This window comes from Anoxybacillus gonensis (assembly GCF_001187595.1).
In the GTDB taxonomy this organism is placed as follows: domain Bacteria; phylum Bacillota; class Bacilli; order Bacillales; family Anoxybacillaceae; genus Anoxybacillus; species Anoxybacillus gonensis.
On record NZ_CP012152.1, the window covers coordinates 1410392 to 1430224 of the forward strand.

The 19833-nt window shown below is 38.0% G+C and carries 20 protein-coding genes and 1 tRNA gene; 1 reads left to right on the forward strand and 20 read right to left on the reverse strand.

The genetic code is table 11. The features are described from left to right. Positions 1–3: 3 nt before the first annotated feature. From AFK25_RS07445 to AFK25_RS07535, 19 genes are all read right to left on the reverse strand, one after another. Positions 4–96, reverse strand: a tRNA-Ser gene (locus AFK25_RS07445). A 51-nt stretch (positions 97–147) separates the two neighbouring features. Then, positions 148–1107 carry an MBL fold metallo-hydrolase gene (locus tag AFK25_RS07450; protein ID WP_019417676.1) on the reverse strand — a complete coding sequence of 320 codons (960 nt, stop codon included), beginning with the start codon at positions 1105–1107 and terminating at the stop codon, positions 148–150. Between the two features lie 2 nt (positions 1108–1109). Continuing rightward, on the reverse strand, positions 1110–1742 hold the full coding sequence (locus AFK25_RS07455; RefSeq protein WP_035066396.1) for an NUDIX hydrolase: 633 nt from the start codon (positions 1740–1742) through the stop codon (positions 1110–1112). Next, the gene (locus AFK25_RS07460) at positions 1742–2722 is read right to left on the reverse strand and encodes an ABC transporter permease (protein WP_035066394.1); all 981 of its coding nucleotides are present in this window, start codon (positions 2720–2722) and stop codon (positions 1742–1744) included. The genes AFK25_RS07455 and AFK25_RS07460 overlap by 1 nt, the downstream gene beginning before the upstream one ends. Then, the gene (locus AFK25_RS07465) at positions 2715–3626 is read right to left on the reverse strand and encodes an ABC transporter ATP-binding protein (RefSeq protein ID WP_035066393.1); all 912 of its coding nucleotides are present in this window, start codon (positions 3624–3626) and stop codon (positions 2715–2717) included. The genes AFK25_RS07460 and AFK25_RS07465 overlap by 8 nt, the downstream gene beginning before the upstream one ends. Then, positions 3626–4417: an SGNH/GDSL hydrolase family protein gene (locus AFK25_RS07470; protein WP_009361257.1), complete on the reverse strand. Its 792-nt coding sequence runs from the start codon at positions 4415–4417 to the stop codon at positions 3626–3628. Before AFK25_RS07470 ends, AFK25_RS07465 begins: the two co-directional genes overlap by 1 nt. Positions 4418–4516: 99 nt before the next feature. After that, the gene (glnA, locus tag AFK25_RS07475) at positions 4517–5878 is read right to left on the reverse strand and encodes a type I glutamate--ammonia ligase (protein ID WP_019417680.1); all 1362 of its coding nucleotides are present in this window, start codon (positions 5876–5878) and stop codon (positions 4517–4519) included. Between the two features lie 270 nt (positions 5879–6148). Next, complete coding sequence (locus tag AFK25_RS07480; RefSeq protein WP_003398700.1) at positions 6149–6349, reverse strand: cold-shock protein; 201 nt, start codon at positions 6347–6349, stop codon at positions 6149–6151. Positions 6350–6538: 189 nt separating this feature from the next. Continuing rightward, positions 6539–7099 (reverse strand): thioredoxin family protein, encoded by a 561-nt coding sequence (locus AFK25_RS07485; RefSeq protein WP_009361259.1) that lies wholly within the window; start codon positions 7097–7099, stop codon positions 6539–6541. Positions 7100–7182: 83 nt separating this feature from the next. Then, positions 7183–9648: a U32 family peptidase gene (locus AFK25_RS07490; protein WP_035066391.1), complete on the reverse strand. Its 2466-nt coding sequence runs from the start codon at positions 9646–9648 to the stop codon at positions 7183–7185. 101 nt (positions 9649–9749) lie between these two features. Further along, positions 9750–11657: a DUF6449 domain-containing protein gene (locus AFK25_RS07495; RefSeq protein ID WP_035066388.1), complete on the reverse strand. Its 1908-nt coding sequence runs from the start codon at positions 11655–11657 to the stop codon at positions 9750–9752. After that, positions 11632–12531, reverse strand: coding sequence for an ABC transporter ATP-binding protein (locus tag AFK25_RS07500; protein ID WP_035066387.1), 900 nt, complete (start codon positions 12529–12531; stop codon positions 11632–11634). The genes AFK25_RS07495 and AFK25_RS07500 overlap by 26 nt, the downstream gene beginning before the upstream one ends. Next, positions 12518–12913: a GntR family transcriptional regulator gene (locus AFK25_RS07505; RefSeq protein WP_035066385.1), complete on the reverse strand. Its 396-nt coding sequence runs from the start codon at positions 12911–12913 to the stop codon at positions 12518–12520. Before AFK25_RS07505 ends, AFK25_RS07500 begins: the two co-directional genes overlap by 14 nt. A gap of 110 nt (positions 12914–13023) precedes the next feature. After that, the gene (locus tag AFK25_RS07510; RefSeq protein ID WP_035066541.1) at positions 13024–13692 is read right to left on the reverse strand and encodes a nitrous oxide reductase accessory protein NosL; all 669 of its coding nucleotides are present in this window, start codon (positions 13690–13692) and stop codon (positions 13024–13026) included. A 104-nt stretch (positions 13693–13796) separates the two neighbouring features. Beyond that, positions 13797–14006, reverse strand: a complete 210-nt coding sequence (locus AFK25_RS07515; RefSeq protein ID WP_035066539.1) for a DUF6501 family protein — start codon at positions 14004–14006, stop codon at positions 13797–13799. 14 nt (positions 14007–14020) lie between these two features. Further along, entirely contained in the window at positions 14021–14224 is a 204-nt protein-coding gene (locus tag AFK25_RS07520) for a hypothetical protein (protein ID WP_009361263.1), read from the reverse strand. Between the two features lie 112 nt (positions 14225–14336). Further along, positions 14337–15545, reverse strand: coding sequence for a threonine ammonia-lyase (gene ilvA, locus AFK25_RS07525; RefSeq protein WP_019417686.1), 1209 nt, complete (start codon positions 15543–15545; stop codon positions 14337–14339). Between the two features lie 168 nt (positions 15546–15713). Continuing rightward, positions 15714–16610, reverse strand: coding sequence for a manganese catalase family protein (locus tag AFK25_RS07530; protein WP_009361265.1), 897 nt, complete (start codon positions 16608–16610; stop codon positions 15714–15716). A gap of 17 nt (positions 16611–16627) precedes the next feature. Further along, complete coding sequence (locus tag AFK25_RS07535; protein ID WP_009361266.1) at positions 16628–16834, reverse strand: YuzF family protein; 207 nt, start codon at positions 16832–16834, stop codon at positions 16628–16630. Between the two features lie 169 nt (positions 16835–17003). Between AFK25_RS07535 and AFK25_RS07540 the strand changes: the two genes are divergently transcribed. Continuing rightward, a complete protein-coding gene (locus tag AFK25_RS07540) occupies positions 17004–18257 on the forward strand; it encodes a two-component system sensor histidine kinase NtrB (RefSeq protein WP_009361267.1) in 1254 nt (417 codons plus the stop codon). Positions 18258–18281: 24 nt separating this feature from the next. Here AFK25_RS07540 and AFK25_RS07545 read toward each other — a convergent pair whose 3' ends face one another. Then, positions 18282–19697 carry an alanine/glycine:cation symporter family protein gene (locus tag AFK25_RS07545; RefSeq protein WP_026011674.1) on the reverse strand — a complete coding sequence of 472 codons (1416 nt, stop codon included), beginning with the start codon at positions 19695–19697 and terminating at the stop codon, positions 18282–18284. Between the last annotated feature and the right edge of the window lie 136 nt (positions 19698–19833).

Here is a 19833-nt window from a genome sequence, read left to right on the forward strand (position 1 = left end):
ATATGGCGGAGGAGGGGGGATTCGAACCCCCGCGGGCTTTGACACCCCTATCGGTTTTCGAGACCGACCCCTTCAGCCGGACTTGGGTACTCCTCCGTATCAGTGGGGTGCCAAAGAAATTATAGCGAAAACATGTTTTTTCGTCAATTACCTTTTTTGTTTCTCCATATAGTCAACAAGACCCATTGCACACACTTGTAAATCGAGTTGAAGTATTTTATATACATCAGCATCATCAGGTACTTGCTGTTTGCGCAAAAATGTTTGGATATGATCAAATAAACGATTGGAAACAGCCTCTGTTTTTTCTGTAAACGATTGATTCATTTGCTCATTTACAATCTCATGACCGATTTGTACAAAGAGCGGTAACCAGTAATGAAGTTGATCCCAAACTACTTGTGTATGTGTTGACATACCAAAATGACCAAAATATATTCGCTCTGGACGCAACGTCATAAATCTTTCAATTGATGCGCGCATCGCCTCGGGATCAAATTGATTTGGCGATGTAGACGGCAGGTATAACTCTACACCATACGAAAGCAATTGAGGATAAAAGACACCGGCCGTATCGCCTGTAAAAATGCCGTTACTTTTTTGATCATAAATAGAGAAATGGTGATTTGCATGCCCTGGTGTATGAAGAAACGTTAATGTACGATTTTTTCCGATTTGTAACGTTTCCCCATCTTCTTTTACAATTAATCGCTCTTCAGGAATGGGAACAATCGGGTCGAATAAAGCATCAAACGATTCACCATAAACGGCTTTTGCCCCTTCAATGAGACGAGATGGATCGACCAAATGGCGCATCCCCTTTGGATGAACAAATACGCGAGCATTTGGACAATGTTTTAACAATAATCCAGCTCCACCAGCATGATCTAAATGAATATGTGTAACGATAATATTTTTTACATCGTGTAAATCAATAGAGAGTGCCTCTAGTCCTTTAAGTAAATGAGGGATAGACGGGCTCGCACTTGTTTCAATAATTGTCACTTCTTCTTCATGAAAAACATACGCTCCTGTTCGTTGGGCAGTTTGTAGATCATATAAATCAATAAGTGAAATGCCAAATCCTAAATCAACAGGTTGTCCCATACTTATTCTCCCCTCGTCTGTTCAATAAGTCTAGCGAAATGATAAACAATTTTTGCGGTTAATCCCCAAATGACTTTGTCTTTGTAGTAATAAAAATGTTCTTCGATTTGCCTTGGTCGCCAATTATACTGTCTTCCTCCAGGAATATCGTCAAATGGAAAATTGTCTTCAGGCTTTGGTTCGAATTGAACACGATATATTTGTGGCTTCGTTTCAATAAAAAAAGATAACGGGACGGTAAACACATCTTCCACTTCTTTTTTATTAATTTGCATGTGTGCGTTATTCACAAATGCAACAAACGGATAAATGACCATCCCAAATGGTGAAAGCACATAATCAAGTGGAACGACATGTGTAATATGTTCTGTTTCAATCCCCAACTCTTCACATGTTTCCCGAATGGCTGTTTCTTGTGGATTTTGATCACACGGATCCATTTTTCCACCTGGAAAACAAATTTCACCGGGCTGTCGACGCAATTGAAATGAACGTACTTCAAATAAAACAAACACGTCATCGTGTTGACGGATAAGTGGAAGAAGAACAGCATATGTAGCAAATTTGTCGAAATCCATAATTGTTGGTGTTCGTTGTTGTAATGCATCCATTGCCGTATAAATCATTTTTTCCATTAGTAAACATCCCTTTTCGTAAATACGTAAAACGAAACGATTAGTGCACCAAGTGCCCAAATGGCGAGTACAGTCATTGAAAAAGAAAGTGTCATCCCATCAATCGGTGGCGCCATTCCACTAATGTAACTTGTGAGTCGTAAATTTACCATAAACAAATATTTTGCAGACTCCCACGATGATACCATACTTGATAAAATTGCACCTGAAATAAGAGCAGCTAGCATAATTCCCATCACTGCGGCTGTACTACGTATTAATACGGATAACATAAACGTAAGTGTACCGACGACGAGCGAAACAAAAAAAGCGAGCCCGAATTCAATAAGCAAGTATTTCCATTGAGCAATAAGATGAACAGTTGTTGTATTTAATTCTTCACCTTGAATCGAAAATCCTGTTAAAAGCGGCAAATTCCATCCACCATATCCAAATACAATGCCAGAGATAGCGTATGATAATAGAGCGACAGAAAATACGATAAACGACGTAGATAAAATCAACGCTATATATTTGCTCATTAAAACTTTCCATCGTTTCACTGGACGTGTCAACAGCAGCTTGATTGTTCCGCCGCTTGCTTCTGACGAAACGAGATCAGCTGCAATGACCATAACGAGAAGCGGTAAAAATAACTCAATGGAGTTTTCAATAAACATGCGCATAAATGTTGGAGCACCGGGTGCCATTGGATTAATATCGTTGTCTAAATAATATTGTTGTTGCTGTAAACGGATTTTAAGAAACTTTTTCCACTCCTCAGAAATTCCTGTTGAGTTTAAGCGGTTTTGTGTGTCGATGATTTGTTGTTGTAGCTGTGTACGCCAATCTGTCGTTCCAATCCGTTCTCGAATCGTTTCGATTTGTTTAAATTGCGCGTATGTAAATAAGCTAACGAGAACAGCAACGATCGCTGCGATAATAAACAAGCGTTTTTTACGAACAATTTTTAACATTTCATTGTATACAAGATTAATCAATCGTTTCCCCTCCCGTTAATTCAATAAATAAGTCTTCTAGTGTTGGAAGTTTGCGTTCAATTCCACTGACATATACTCCTGCTTCAATTAAACGAGCATTGCAACGCGCAATCGTTTCATTTGATTCATACATTGTCACGAGCGCTCCATCTTTTTCACCAAGCACAGTCGTTTCATTTTGTAGTATTTGTTTTGCTTTATCTACCGGATCAACGCTCCAATATGTCCGAGCTTGTTCTTGTAGCAAATGTTCGACCGTATCAATACGAATAATCTCTCCTTTAGACATAATCGCCACACGGTCACACATGAGTTGTATTTCACTCAATAAATGCGATGAGACGAGCACACTTAACTGTTCTTTTTCAGCAAGCGAGCGAATAAACTGTCTCATTTCACGAATGCCGACAGGATCTAAACCGTTTGTTGGTTCGTCTAAAATAAGCACCGTCGGTTTTCCAAGTAGCGCTTGCGCAATACCGAGGCGTTGACGCATGCCGAGCGAATACGTACGAACAAGATCATGGATCCGATTTTGTAGACCGACGAGTTCAACCACTTCTTGAATGCGATGAGCTGTAATTCCTGGAACCATTCGTGCGAAGTGTTCAAGATTTTCCCAACCGCTTAAATACGGATAAAGTTCAGGGTTTTCAACGATACACCCTATATGTTGGATCGCTTTTGTAAATTGTTTTTGTAAATCATAGCCGCAAATTGAAATCGTTCCAGATGTCGGTCGAATTAATCCGACGAGCATGCGAATAGTCGTTGTTTTTCCTGCGCCGTTTGGACCTAAGAAGCCGAACACTTCCCCTTTTTTTAACGAAAACGAAAGTCCTTTAATAATTTCTTTTTTTCCGATTGTTTTTCGTACAAGTTGTACAACTAACGTTTCTTTCATTATTCTTCTCCTTTCGTTAACGTAATAAGTGAGGCAACACGTTCACCGATTCGTTTATATCCTTCTTTATTAGGATGAAATTTATCTGTATATAAATAGTCGTTTACTTGCAGTTCAAACAAATCATATGTCGGAACACAAATAATGGATTGATAGTCGGCTGCTACTTCAGATGCTGCATAATTCCAACTACGTACAACGGCAGATGTTTCTTTCCCATTATCTAAATCATTGAACGGATTATATAAAGCAATATAAAATACGGGCGCATCGTTGTTTACTGTGCGAACAAGCTGAAAAATCGTACGTAGCTGCTGGACAAATTTCTCTTTTTCTTTTTCTAATTGCGTAGTGGATAAGTCTCTCAATGCTTCACCACCGCGAAATAAGTCGTTTCCTCCGATCGTCATTAAAATCATGTCAGCTTCTTTTAATTGCCGCTGCACTTCTTTTTGTTTCAGTTGGCTAATCAATTGCGCAGATCGTTGCCCTTTAATGGCTAAATTGGTGAATTGGACATGTTGATTTGTCCGTTTTTTTAGTTCATCTACAACATAGCCAACATATCCTTTTCCTGTCTCATCTCCCGTCCCGCGCGTTAATGAATCGCCAAGTGCGACAATGGAAAGCGCATCGTTTTTCTTTGTGTTTGCCGTTGTTTGCTTTGGTTGTTTTATTGAGGAAGCTTCGTAAAAAAATTGATCTTGAATAGTGACGATTAAGCCGATCGTCCATAGCACTGTTGTTGCGGCACAAATCGTTACAATCATTCCGATGATTCGTTTAGACACAATACCACCCTTTCGTTATGTTCTATGTATCATCATAAACGATTTGTTGTTTAAACACATAATGAAAACATGCAAAAAAGCGAGCACAATCGCTCGCTTTTAAAATTTTGCTTGATAATGTTCAATCTCCCAAGCATGAACAGCTGTCCGATAGCTATCCCATTCGTTCTTTTTCATTGCGATATATTCGTTAAATACATGGTCACCTAATGTATGACGTCCAATCGTTCCGTTTTCTAATTCTTCAATCGCTTTCCCTAAACTACCTGGAAGATTTTCAATACGAAGCTCTTTACGACGTTCATTCGTCATATGGAAAATATCTTCGTCGATTGGTGCTGGGCAAGTGAGCTCTTTTTCTACTCCATCAAGCCCTGCCTCAGCAATAACTGCAAATGCTAAATACGGATTGGCAGATGGATCTGGACAACGAAGCTCAACGCGTGTTGCCAATCCTCGTTTTGCAGGGATGCGAATTAATGCGGAGCGGTTCGATGCCGACCACGCAATATAACAAGGCGCTTCATATCCTGGGACGAGACGTTTATACGAGTTGACTAATGGATTCGTAATGGCTGCGAAACTTTTTACGTTGTGCAATAAACCAGCAATAAATTGATATGCCGTTTCAGATAATTGATTGTCATCCGCTGGATCAAAAAACGCATTTTCTCCATCTTTAAATAGCGAAATGTTTACGTGCATACCTGAACCGTTAATACCGAAAATCGGTTTTGGCATAAATGTGGCATGCAATCCGTATTTTTTAGCAATCGTTTTTACAACCCATTTATACGTTGTGGCATTGTCAGCGGAACTGAGCGCATCTGCATATTTAAAGTTAATTTCATGTTGACCTTCAGCCACTTCATGATGCGAAGCCTCAATCGTAAATCCCATTGCTTTTAATGCACGATAAATGTCTAAGCGAACTCGTTCCCCGAGATCTTTTGGTGATGGCTCAAAATAGCCGCCGTTATCTTGTGGTGTTGTTGTCGGATTCCCATTTTCATCCGTTTTAAACAAGAAAAACTCTAATTCAGGGCCAACGGAGATCGTATATCCTTTTTGTTTCGCTCGTTCAACTGTTTTTTTCAATACGTTACGTGGATCGCCGTCAAATAACGTTCCGTCTGGATTCATCACAGAGCAAAGAAAACGTGCTTCTGCATACCCCTCTTCTACTGTCCATGGTAGTACTGCAAATGTTTGTAAATCAGGGAGTAAATATAAGTCTGAGCGATTGATTGGAGAAAAACCTTTAATAGAAGATCCATCAAACATTATTTTTCCTTCTACTACATCATCTAGTTGTTCTGCTGTCACTGTGACGTGCTTTAAAACACCTTCAAGATCAACAAATTGTAAATGTAATAGTTCCACATGTTTTTGTTTGATGATTTCTTTAATTTGTTCAAGCGTCGAAGTGTTTGTTTGTTCAGAGACGAGAAGTTCACTCATGTTACATTACCTCACATTCTTATGTATAGTTTTATAACATGAGTTTATTATATGGAATCATTCATCATTTTTCAATAGTTTTTTATCAAATTTTCTGTATTTTTATTTAAAAAAATACACGCTCATCAAGAGCGTGTTGAACAAACAAAAACGACGGAAACCCTACCTCTCTTCCGTCCTTGCAGCTCCGAAGCTGCGCCAGTGAGAATTTGTTTCGTTGCATATAAAAACGGGATCTCACGAAAAGCGAGACCCCGTACGTTTGACTATTTATGCTTTTTGGACGTTTGCCGCTTGCGGCCCACGGTTGCCATTCACGATGTCAAATGTTACTTTTTCGCCTTCTTCCAACGTTTTGAATCCAGTACCTTGGATCGCTGTGAAGTGAACGAATACGTCTGTACCTCCGTCCGTCTCAATGAATCCAAAACCTTTTTCTGCGTTAAACCATTTTACTTTACCTGTGTTCATGTGAAATTCCTCCAAAACAATTTTAAAAATTGACCACCGTTTCATTACTCATAAAACAAAAGCTACACTTTCGTCAAGTCCTTATAAGATGAACCTGACAAAGGTGCAGCTTATAACGATCATTGATATAACGAACGAAATGGTACTTCTTAAGTATATAGGCTTGAAATAAAAATGTCAAATGTTTTTTTATTTTTCTTTCCATTTGATGCTGCAACCGATGCTTGGCTTCTGTTCTTTCGGAACAGGTTTCCCTAAAAGCAATGCATCTAAAGCGGTACGAATAGAAGATCCAGTCACTGGAATTCCGTTACTTGGTCGTGAATCATCGAGTTGACCACGGTAAACACATTGTAATGCACCGTTGAATATGTAAAAGTCTGGCGTGCATGCAGCTTGATATGCTTTTGCTACTTCTTGTGTTTCATCAAATAAGTATGGAAACGGATATCCAAGTTGTTCAGCTACCTCTTTCATTTTTTCTGGCGAATCATCTGGATATTTTTCCACATCATTTGAATTAATGGCAATAAATGAAATCCCTTTTGGTTGATAATCGTTGGCGAGACGGACAAGCTCCTCTTGAACATGTTTAACAAATGGGCAATGATTGCAAATGAACATGATTACTGTTGCAATATCCGATTTGACGTCTTCTAATCGAACGATTTGTCCGTTGATCACGTTGACAAGTTCAAACGATGGAGCTTTTTCGCCTAGTGGAAACATATTTGATTCAACAGCTGGCATACAAATCACCCTTTCTTTTTTTCGTTCATTTACTATTATAGCAAAATGTACAAATAACAAAAAATAAGCGAGCTTGAGCCCGCTTATTTTTTGATTAGCTGTCCTCGTGTAACGCCGAGTTGATTAATGGCTTTTAATGTGCGCCATACGCTTGTACCGCTCCGTTTGCCTTCGAGCGCTTCGCGATATAATGTGATGACTTCTTCTACTTTTTTCGCTGACTCTTCCAAAAACTCGACACGATACGAGCGAACACCAAGGGATAAAAAGTGTGGAATATATTCTGCCCCAGATTGTTCAATGGCATTGTACACTGTATTTCGGCAGCCGATATCCACACGAACAGGATGAAGCATGCCAATACGGTCACGCAACGATACGCGATGTTTTTCACATGGTCGTCCGCAGTTCGTAAAATCGGTTCCTTCACTTAAAAATGTACAGTATACACAATGTTCAGTGTGAAACATCGGTAAATGTTGATGAATAACAATTTCCATATGTTCTGTTGGTGCTGCTTCAAGTAAATCAATCATTTGTTGAATATTTAAATCGTATGAAGGAGTAATCCGATCGAGCCCTCGAGATAAAAACAACTGTGCAGCTAGATGATTTGAGATGTTAAGCGAAAAATCTCCAATTAACGTTTGTTCTATTGATTGATTCGTATAATACTGCACCGCTCCTAAACTACGAACTAAAATGGCATCTGGTTCAGCTTTTAAAATCCCTCTTAAAATCCCATTTTCCCCAGGCATATGAATGCGCGGGGTAGCTAAAGCGATCGGTTTGTTTGTTGCTCGTGCAATCTGCACAGCTTTCGGATAATCGGTTGTAAATTCGAAATCCGCATACACCATTTCTACATCTGTATCACATGCCGCTTCGACTTGTTCGAGCGTACGACAAAGCGCCATTAAAGAAGGTTTCTCTGCTCGTTGTTTTTGTCGGTAAGAAGATGTTAAATCAACGGCTTGCTTGATGTATAGCCGCGGACGTTGTCGCTTTTCAATAAGCTGTTCAACGGCTTGTCTTCTTATTCGGTTTAATTCTTTAACCGGAAGAATAACATTACCTGTGATATGCATATAAACGTCTTGTAATTCAAAAATTGTTCCGCCTAATCTCCCGAATTGCTCTTTTATAAAATCTAATGTGAGCGGACGCTTTTGCGCAACATCTAACATTTGCTCTGATTGAACGATTACTTCATTGCCTGTCGTTTCATCGCGCCAAGTTGAAATGAGCGGTTTTCCTGCTTCACCGTACACATGCACAGTTAGCGGAAACAACTGATATGGCCGCTCGGTTTCAAATGTTTTACGCAAACGACGATCAAGCTCTTGGTCGCTCGTTTTCCAAATGCGATCTCCGACACGCACGCGCGTTAAATTGACGTCATGTCGACCAGGGACAATTTCAACAAGACCTTTTTCCACTTCCCCTTCCACTTTTTTCCCGTGTTTTCGTAAATCGTATACGCGGCCGCCTTCTTCTTTTTCTTCTGGACGGCCTGCATCAAATACGATGCCATCCCCACGTTTTAACGGGGCTTGCAGTTCGCATAAAACACCGTCTTTTAATACTTTTTTGACCGTTCCAAGAAATACACCACGGCTTTTCGGGAATGTTCCATCAACAAGCTGTTTGTTGTTTGTTCCTTTTAAAAAGCCATGTGTAAATCCTCGACTAAAGCTTTGTTGTAGCTCACGTATTTCTTCTGTTGAAGGAGTATAATGACGTCCTGCTAAATATTCATCAATAGCTTTTCGGTATTTGCTGACAACATTCGCTACATATTCTGGTGACTTTAATCGCCCTTCGATTTTAAACGTGCTTACCCCTGCTTCAATGAGTTCTGGAACGAGATCAAGAGCAGCTAAATCTTTTGGTGAAAGTAAATAAGCCACGTTTCCCATTTCTTTTTGCTCGCCATCAACGATTAAATCGTATGGAAGACGACAAGCTTGAGCGCATTCTCCGCGATTCGCTGAACGCCCACCCCACATTTCTGACGTTAAACATTGCCCGGAATATGATACACAAAGTGCTCCGTGAACAAATACCTCTAAAGGAACGTTCGTTTTCTCAGCAATTTTTTGAATATGTGTTAAATTATTTTCGCGACCAAGTACAACGACTTCTAAATGGTAAGGCTTTAGAAATTCGACAGCTTCTGGAGATGTAACGGTCATTTGTGTTGATCCGTGAATCGGAAAATCAGGCGACAAATCGCGGATGAGTTTCACAAGTCCTAAATCTTGGACGATCAGTGCATCTACTCCTGCATCTATACATGCTTCAACGAGCTGTTTTGCTTCTTCTAGCTCATTTTCAAACACTAAAATATTAAAAGTAACATATCCACGAACATTGTATTTATGCAAATAAGCCATCACATCTTTTAATTCTTCCATACGAAAGTTTTTCGCTCGTACACGTGCATTATATTTATCTACACCAAAATAAACGGCGTCTGCTCCATTGGCAACAGCGGCACGAAGACAATCCCAATCTCCCGCTGGCGCTAACAGTTCAATTTTTCTCACAGCTAGTCAACCTCTCTATTTTTTATCATGAACAACAATATATTACCGAATATCCCCCTCGTTTGCCAACAAAGAAAAAAAGACCTGAACGTACAGGTCTTTTAATGAACAAATGGAGGAACAAAATCTTTTGAAAACGCTTGAATGTCAATACGACCATTTTTATAGTAAATACCTAAAATATAATCTCCCTCTCCCCAAGTAGCCATTTGTAAGCATTGTTCAATCTTTTCTTTATCGTGAACGATCATTTTTGCTTTTTCTCGTTCAATCATTTCAGGTGTCCACTCATACTGTGGAACTTGTTTTGTGTTTTTAATAATTTTGATTTCAGCAATATCATCCGCTGTCACTCTCGCTTGTTGTAATAAACCGCGATCTTGTAGCCATTGTTCAATCAGATGGTACGATTTTCTCCATTCTATTCCTTGTTCTTCGTATTTTTCATACAAAATGCTAATTGTACCCCAACTGCGATTTGTTGTTGTTTCATCAAATGTTTCATGTAAAAGTTGTTGTTGTAAGACTGCTAAAAATGATTCAATATCAGCACGATCTTGCAGTCGAACGACTTTATCTTCCGAACCAATTCGAATTTGTAAAATGTCTTCAAAATTCGTCTTACGTAAAATTGGATAATGATTTTTTTTAAACTCAATGGAATTAAAAATCGGCTTATAAAATTGATTGTATAAATTCATTGGAACGGTATATTCGCGAACGATTCGTTTTCCATTTTTTAAGTCATAGCCGATAACAACATTCCGTCTATCGTTAACTGGATATGTTCGTTGTTCAATAAGATGTTGATGAAATAAATAAATATTTCTGATATTTTCCTTTTCATAGTAAAAGGCGTTTTCCTCGTCTATTTCATCGTTTTCCAAAAAGTATATGTGGTCACCGAAATATGCTCGTTCAATTTCGTTTAATGACGGTTGGTACGCCTTATATCCAAATAGATCAAATGTAAATAATAAGCCAACGATACTCATAAATACCACATATCCCATGTATTCTTTCCAACGACTAAATACACGCCACGTTTTTGCTAAAATCATGAGGGCGATGATGTAACCAAATAATGATGAAAATACGTATCCAAAAATCACCCAACTCATCTTTTGCTGCATCTGTCCAAAATATGCTCCACCGACAAGCATGACACAAAACGTGAAACCGTATGTAAATACCGGGCGGAGTGGACGAAAGACAATTGCATCGGTTGCCATTTCAACATGTCTTTTTTTGTACAACCATATACTAAGTCCATAAAACATAAAAGTCAGCACAGTATATATCAATATTTCGAGCGGTTGGATTCGTTCTGTCTCCCAATTTAGTGCTTGAATAAAAGGAATCATCTCATTCAAGCTAGAAGATAAATAATATTCGTATGCAAAGCCGTACAAAAAATATTTCAAATTAAATATAAGTAAAATAAATATTCCAGCAGGGAAGAAAAAGAGAATGTAAGCGAACATGCCTTGCAAAATAGACATGCCAGTGAGCATCCCAACAAACACAGCTCCAGAAAATAATAATAAATTCATCGCAACGGTACTAACAAACCAAATAGCTACATGTTTAAATGAATATAAAGGAATCGGAAGGAACGGCTTCATGACGATTAAACATATTGCAACGATTGTGATGGGCACGATTAAAATAATCATTCCAACAACAATATGTTGAAGAAACAGCACCTCCCGTTTGATTGGCAGACTATGCATGTGGTCAGCTGATCGCTTCACTTGCATATAACGAAATAAAAAAATAGCGAGTAAAATAGGGAGTGTGAACATCAGGGAAAACTGAATGATACTTCCAATATCGAATATGCGTCCTGTTTGATGATGCATAAGCCAATCTTTGTTTTCGCTCATCATAAAAATATGAATAGGCAAAGCAAAAAGTAAACCGATGAAATAAATAAGCGAGACCCAACCGACGTTGCGAACAATTTGAGTAAATATTCCACGATTAAACAAGAATGTTTTCAATGGCATATCCTTGTTCCCCCATTTCATAAATAAATATTTCTTCTAACGTTAATGGTAATAAATCAAACAAAATTGGTTCATGCTTTTGAATATGTGCAATGATCTCTTCCTCTCTTCCACGAACAATACAAAGTAAAACGCTACCACGCTGTTCTTGATAAATAACATCCATGTGTTGAAAAAAAGAAGAAGGAGCTTGCCCATGAAATGCCACTTGGACTTTATGAATATTGGTTTTTAAATTATCTAGCTCTTTTTCAATGATGAACGAACCGTGGTGTAACATGCCAATACGGTCACATAAATCTTCTACTTCAAATAAGTTGTGCGAGGAAATAACAACGGTCATTTCCCTTTCCGCTACGTCCTGAAATAAAACGTTTTTCACTTTTTGTCTCATGACAGCATCTAGTCCATCAAGTGGTTCGTCTAAAATAAGCACATCAGGCATAGTGGAAAATGCTAACCAAAATGCAACTTGTCGCTGCATTCCTTTTGACATCCGATGAATTTTCTTGTTTACGTCAATTGGGAATAGTTCTTGCATGTTGCGGAAACGTTCTTCGCTCCATTTTGGATATATATGACGATAAAAGTCAGCCATTTGTCGAATTGTTGTATGTGGGAAGAAATAGAGTGCATCAGGTAAAAAAATGATTCGTTCTTTTTGCTTGATGTTTTCGAAAATCGGCTCACCATCAATAGTAATCGTTCCTTTGTCTTGTTTATAAATACCTGCAATCATTTTCATCAGTGTTGTTTTTCCAGCACCATTTGATCCAAGTAATCCATAAATCAACCCTTTTGGGACGGAAAATGTCACATCTTTAATCGCCTCTAATTCTCCAAATCGCTTGCTTACATGATTAATTTGAATCAAGTTCCTCTCCTCCTCGCATCGTGCTTTGTGCACGTTCCACAATCGAAAAAATATGTTCTTTTTTTACCCCGATATAAAATGCTTCTTGACATAGTTTGAATATGCTTTCTTCTAGCTGTTTTACTTTTTCATCGTAAATCGCCTCTTTTTTATTAGCAACAAAACTCCCTTTCCCGGGAATAGAGTAAATGTACCCTTCTCTTTCTAATTCTCGATATGCTTTTTGAATCGTATTTGGATTAATCGTTAATTGTTTTGCTAGCAAGCGAACAGACGGTAGTTGCTCATTTGGTTTTAACACATCATGAATGATCATTTCTTTCATTTTTTCTATAAGCTGTTCATAAATTGGTTTTCGGCTTCGTAAATCAAGATCAAACACATCGCCACCTCCTCCCTACCTGTACCATCTGTAATAACTGTATTATATTAAATAATACGGTTTTTGTAAATAGTTTCTAAAAAAATTAAAAAGCCGCCCAAAAGGCAGCTTTAATTATGGCTGTGTCCATCGTTGTTCATATTTCCATCTTGATGACCATCTTGTTGCATATTGTCGCCATGACCGTGACCTTGTCCATCATTTTTATTTTGCATCATTTGTTTCTTTTTCATATAACGCTCATGAGCAACTTGATCAACATCTTCCCAAGATACGATCGTTGCCTTTGATTGTTCGCTTGCAAATTTTTCAGCATCTTCTTTCTTTGCAAAAAACGCATATCCGTAGTTCATCGGTGTTTTAATGTCTGCTTTCACTACTGTCGCATTTTGTAATTCAATCCATTCGAATGTGTTGTAATCGCGTACATATTTTTTTGCAGCTTCACCGTGATCGCGTTTGTAGTTAAATAAACATCCGATATCATCAAAAAACAAGACGTCACCGTTTTCTGTCACAGATTTCGCTGTGAATTTGCCAAGCTCGTGTTCCTTTGGATATACTTTCATATTACAAAATACACATACAGTGTTTTCATCAGGTTCAGCCATTGCTGCTTTCGCAAATACATCTTCTTCATTTGATTGTTCTTTGTTTTGTTCTGTTTGTTTTTTCTCTGCTTGTTTTGTTTCTTCTTGTTTATCCTGCGCTTGATTGTTGTTGCACCCTGCTAGAGCGAAGAAAAGTGCACAGATCAACAGTATGATCCATTTTTTCATCACTAAAGATCCCCCTCATTTTCATTCAATCCGTAAGCCAGTATAGTACACATTTGTGAAATTTATTTGAGAAGGTTGTGTAGAAAATGAAAAAAAAAGCGGCATTACACCGCTTTTTCTGTAAAATAATGCTTATAATATCCTCCAACTTTCCCACAGTTATCAATAATAAAATAAAAATCATCCGTTTCATTTTTCACTTCATACTCTTTTCCGGGTGTTAATACGTTATGTACGATGTATTTTTCAGCATTTGTATGGTTGCACACAACCGTTTTTATCGTTGGTCTTTCATGCCAGTTTAAATGAATCATCATTGATTCCTCCTTCAAGATCCTTTATATTTATTTAAAAATTTAGCAAGTTCATGGAGCGCTTGTAATACCGCAAAATGTTTATCGTTTCCGCTCGCTTGCGCTGTAGCTACATCTTTAAACTTAGCATGCGCTTCGTATGATCCATTTTTTTTATACACATCTACTCGCACAGGTCCTCTTGGATGCGGAACGATAAAAAACTCTATTTGCTTCATTTATTCTCCCCACCTTTAGTGACAATCATTTATTTAATTTAATAATAGTAAAAAATAAATCAGTTTAAAAGCATTGTTTTACATAAAGGAAGAAAATTCACAAATTACATGTTTAGTCTAGTCGGCGGATCATGTATCCAGATTCGATCAATACACGTTGAATTTGATCAATATGCTCGCTATTTTTTGTTTCAAGAGAAAATCGAATTTCTGCTTGCCCCGGAAGAACATTTGTACCCATTCGTTGATGATCGATGGACATGACGTTCGCTTCTAAATCTGCAATAATTCGCAACAATTTATTTAACTGTCCTGGTTTGTCAGAAATGACTGTCGAAAATGTGACGAATCGTCCTGATTCAACGAGCCCTCGTTCAATAATTCGTGAAATGAGTGTGACATCGACATTTCCGCCACTTAAAATGGCTACAACATTTTTTCCTTCAAGCGGGATTTTTTTATACAATAAAGCTGCTAGTGAGCAAGCCGCAGACCCTTCAACAAGCAATTTATTTCTCTCGAGCAAATATAACATCGTCCGTGAAATATCTGTTTCTTCTACGCAAACAATATCATCAACATATTTTTGTATGTATGAAAAAGTTAAATCTCCAATTCGTTTCACAGCAATGCCGTCCGCAATCGTATTGGATGGCGTAATGACAATCGGTTGATTATGTTGTTTAGCTGCTGTTGTGCTCGCGCAAGCAGCAGATTCTACACCGTATACACGAATAGCGGGATTTTTTTGTTTCATCGCAATCGCTATACCAGCTAGCAACCCCCCACCTCCAACCGGACAAATCACTGCGTCAATATCGTCTAGTTGTTCAAATAATTCTAGCCCGATTGTTCCTTGTCCAGCAATGACAGCTGGATCGTCAAAAGGATGAACAAACGTCGCTCCTGTTTTTTGTTGGAGGTTTCTGGCGTATTCTAACGACTCATCAAACACATCTCCATATAAAATCACATTTGCGCCGTAACTTTGTGTCGCTTGAATTTTACTTAATGGTGCCCCTTTAGGCATGACAATTGTGCATGGAATACCGATCATTCTACTTGAATAAGCTACCCCTTGTGCATGATTACCGGCTGAAGCAGCGATAACTCCCCGGCTTTTTTCTTCATCACTTAACAACATAATTTTGTTGTAAGATCCGCGTACTTTAAATGAACCTGTTTTCTGTAAATTTTCTAACTTCATGTATACACGATTATTCGATAAACGACTAAATGTTTGTGAAAATTCAAGGGGGGTTTTATGAACGACCGCTTTCATTCGTTGTTGAGCTTCTTGAATATGTTGTAGCGTAATCAATGGTTTTCATCCTCCTTTGTGTCCTTTTTATTATATTTGATTTGAAGAGGTGCAAGCAATTGTCTCTTGTTTCTTTCTCTTTTTTGTTTTACATTGATTATTTAGAACATAGTTTTATTATAAAAATGAACCCAAAAAAAATAAGCTATGCGCATAGCATAGCTTATTTTACAAACCGGCTGATTTTTGAAGGCGCTTAGCAATTTCAAGAAAGTCCTCGTATGAAATGCCGGGGGCAAATGTTTCCTCCACTGCTTCTAAATCTGGAATCGGTGCACCTGCTGGCGTCCCTTGAATGACCTCGAGTTGTCCTCCATCAAGCGGATGTGTTCCTTTCCAAATTTGTTTAACATCTTGAAAATCATGTTCGCTAAACGTATATAGTCTTCTATGCCACCCTTGCGCCTCGTACTTTTTTGCCGCATCAAATTTATCGTTACTTAAATTCGGAATCGGCAACATTTTTGTGACATCCACCCCTGTAACAATTTGAAGTGCTTTGGCATAAGCGATGACGTGCACACCTCCTCGGACAAGTAAATAGCCGATCATTTCTCGTGCGACTGGATGATCGGTCATCTCATATACTCTCATTTTATGTGTACGTGCTCCACACTCTAAAAAGAAATTGTGCAATAAATCTAACACTAAATTTCCACTATTGAACACGTAGTCACCTGACCACGATTTTCCCATCGAATCTCCAGGCAATGCTGTTTGTGCCGTTGCAATAAAATGATACGTATTTCGTTGATCTACCCCGTTTTGCATGGGTGTAATATCAGGAGCGCCTTCATGTGTGGTTCCTGTTAAGCATAAGTTTATAGCTGTTGTAACGAGCTCGACATGACCTAATTCTTCTGCGGTAATACTTGCAACTAAATCGTAAAAAGGCTTCAATTTTTTCTTTTCCCGAAAATTGAATGACTGAAACAAGTAATTGTTTAACGTTGACATTTCTCCAAATTTTCCACCGAGTAACTCTTGAACGGCCGCTGCTGCATTAGCGTCTGCATACGTAGATTTTGGCAACTCAATTTGAAGCTTGTTTATTCTTGTAAACATTGAGTCCCCTCCTTTTTTTATTTCGGCATAATCCAAACGATTTGCTGAATGCGGACAAAAAAGAGGGTGTCGTTACTTTTTAATACAATATGATCAGGCTTCACATCTTGAATAATGCCTTGCACATTTCCGCGCACCGTTTCAATGATGACTTCTTTTCCTCTAATCGTTTGCAAGGTTTGATAAACATAAGGATCGATGAAAGACATAAACTGAGGTGTCATTTTCCTTCCTCCTTCTCGTTTATTCTTTCCCATCTTATTCTCATATCTTGTTGTTTATCACATTTTTCATTTAGAACATAGTTTTATAAAATTTTATTTACATACTAGCCGAGCCGTTCATTTTGCGTTAAACTTCAACATAGGAATAGTGAAATAAGGAGTTAGAAGGATGGAAAGTCATGAACAACTAAAGCAAAAAATAAATGAGCTTGAAGAAGAAATACGCTTATATAAACGCTTTGTGGAACACATTTCTTTTCCGTTTTCATACGTTGATTACGAACTTGGAAAAATAATAAAAAAAGAAAGAAATATTCCTTCCCCAACGGTTGAAACAATAGAGAAGGAAAAAAACAAAACATCTATTTTGCAATGGAATATTGATTTGCAAAAAGACTATCCATTTGAACAAGTGGAACAATTTTTATCACCTATTTTTGATCTTGTTTCTCACCATATCGTTTTCGTGGATGCTGAAGGAAAAATTACATTATGTAATTTACAGGCAGCAAACGATGTCGGGGTAAATCGCGATGAAATGATCGGTAAACATATTCGCGAATTGTTAAACATTCCTGATGAACAAATTATGACATTAAAAACGTTGCGGACAAAGCAACCTCTTTACAATTGTGAAGTGCTCGATCGATATTATGGCATCATTAATACGCGCATTTTATATAACGAAGATGGGTCAATTAAACGCGTGATTAGTATGTTTCAATCACTGAATCAAATAAAAGAAGCAGAAAAACTGGCGATCGCCGGCCGGATTGCTGCAGGGATTGCCCATGAAATTCGAAATCCTTTAACGACAGTACGAGGATATTTACAGTTTTTAAAAGAACAGTTGCCCGAACATATCGTTACTCTCATTGATCAACTTCTCATCCCAGAACTTGATCGAGCAAATGATATTATTACAGATTTTTTAAACGTTGCAAAACCAAGTGAAGTAAAAGCAGAATGGATTGGAATAAACGAATTTATTCGACATGATTTAGATCTTTTGTTACGAAGTGAAGCGCTTCTTCATAACGTAGAGCTTTCGTATCATTTAGATGAAAAACTACAACAATACGTTGTTAACATTGACAAAAATCAACTATTGCAAGTGTTTATTAACTTATTTCGCAATGCGATTGAAGCAAAAACGGAAAAATCGTTACGGGTAGACATTGAAACGAAATTGCACAATAATCTCGTTCAAATTTATGTACGCGATAATGGGCCTGGCATCCCTTCTACCATTATTCATCACGTTTTCGATCCGTTTTTTTCGACAAAGCCGACGGGAACAGGTCTTGGTTTATCTTTGTCACGAAAAATTATTGAGTTGCATAAAGGCGCGATGCGTGTTCAAAGCGAATTCGGGAATGGTTCATGTTTTATAATTGAATTACCCGCTTATTTAAAAAAATGAGGCTGCTTGATTGCAGCCTCATTTTTACGCCTCTTTTTTCCATTCTGTTTGTTTTTCTTTCCAACATTGCACTTGATGATCTACACCAATATTCCGTGCATAAAATACCGGATTTTTTCCTTGTTTTCGTTGCGTAATATAGTCTTGTAATGCCGCGAAAGCGACGCGACCAAGTAAGAAAATCGAAACTAAGTTCACGATAACCATAAACGCCATAAATAAATCCGCTAAGTCCCAAACAATTTGGATGCTCGATACAGAGCCCCAAATGACCATCGCTAATACCGCAAGTCGATATACGAGCAATGATGCTTTGCTTGAACGAATAAATTCAATATTTGTTTCGCCGTAATAATAGTTTCCGATAATTGAACTATATGCAAATAAAAATACACTGACTGCAACAAATCCTTTTGCCCATTCACCAATATGCGTGCTCAATGCCGTTTGTGTTAAAGTAATTCCATCAAGCCCTTCTTTCATATAATCGCCTGATAGTAAAATCATAAATGCTGTCGCACTACAAACAACTAACGTATCAACAAATACACCTAATGTTTGAATGAGACCTTGTTTTACTGGATGGGAAACTTCTGCTGTCGCTGCCGCGTTCGGGGCACTACCCATTCCAGCTTCATTCGAGAATAATCCGCGCTTAATTCCCATCATGATGGCCGCGCCAAATCCTCCACCAACTGCTTGTTCAATACCAAATGCATTTTTAAAAATTAAAGAAAATACTGCTGGCAACTCCGTCATGTTCGTTAAAACAACATAAAACGCAATCAATAAATACAAACTCGCCATCACTGGAACGATAATAGATGATGCCTTCGCTACACGATGCACACCACCAAAAATGATAAAGGCAGTTAAAATAGTAAGTACAATACCGATCACTGTACGGTCCATTTGGAACGCATGCTCAAATGCAAATGTAATCGTATTCGCTTGAACAGAGTTAAATACAAGACCGAATGAGAACGTAATTAAAATAGCAAACAGTATACCGAGCCAACGTTTTTTCAATCCTTGCTCAATATAATATGCCGGACCGCCACGATAACCGTTTCCATCTTTCACTTTATAAATTTGGGCAAGTGTGCTTTCCACAAAACTTGATGCCCCACCAATTAAAGCGATCAGCCACATCCAAAATACCGCACCAGGTCCGCCAACGGAAATCGCTAACGCAACACCTGCTAAGTTACCTGTTCCGACACGAGATGCTGTGCTCATAAAAAACGCTTGGAGCGACGAAATCGCACCTGTTTTTTCTGGTGCCTCTGTAATGACTCGAAACATTTCACCAAAATAACGAAATTGAACAAATTTTGTACGGAATGTAAAATACAATCCGACGACAATTAAAAGAGCGATAAGAACATACGACCATAATATGTTGTTTAAAAATGATACGACCGTTTGTAATAATTGCATGCTCGTCACCTCACCTGATGTTTATAATAAAAAAACGACTTTTTTAATGTAACAAAACTTAACATGAAAAGCAAGAGGATTATCCATGAATATATGAAAATGATATGTTATAATATCGTTTGTTTACATTTTTCAT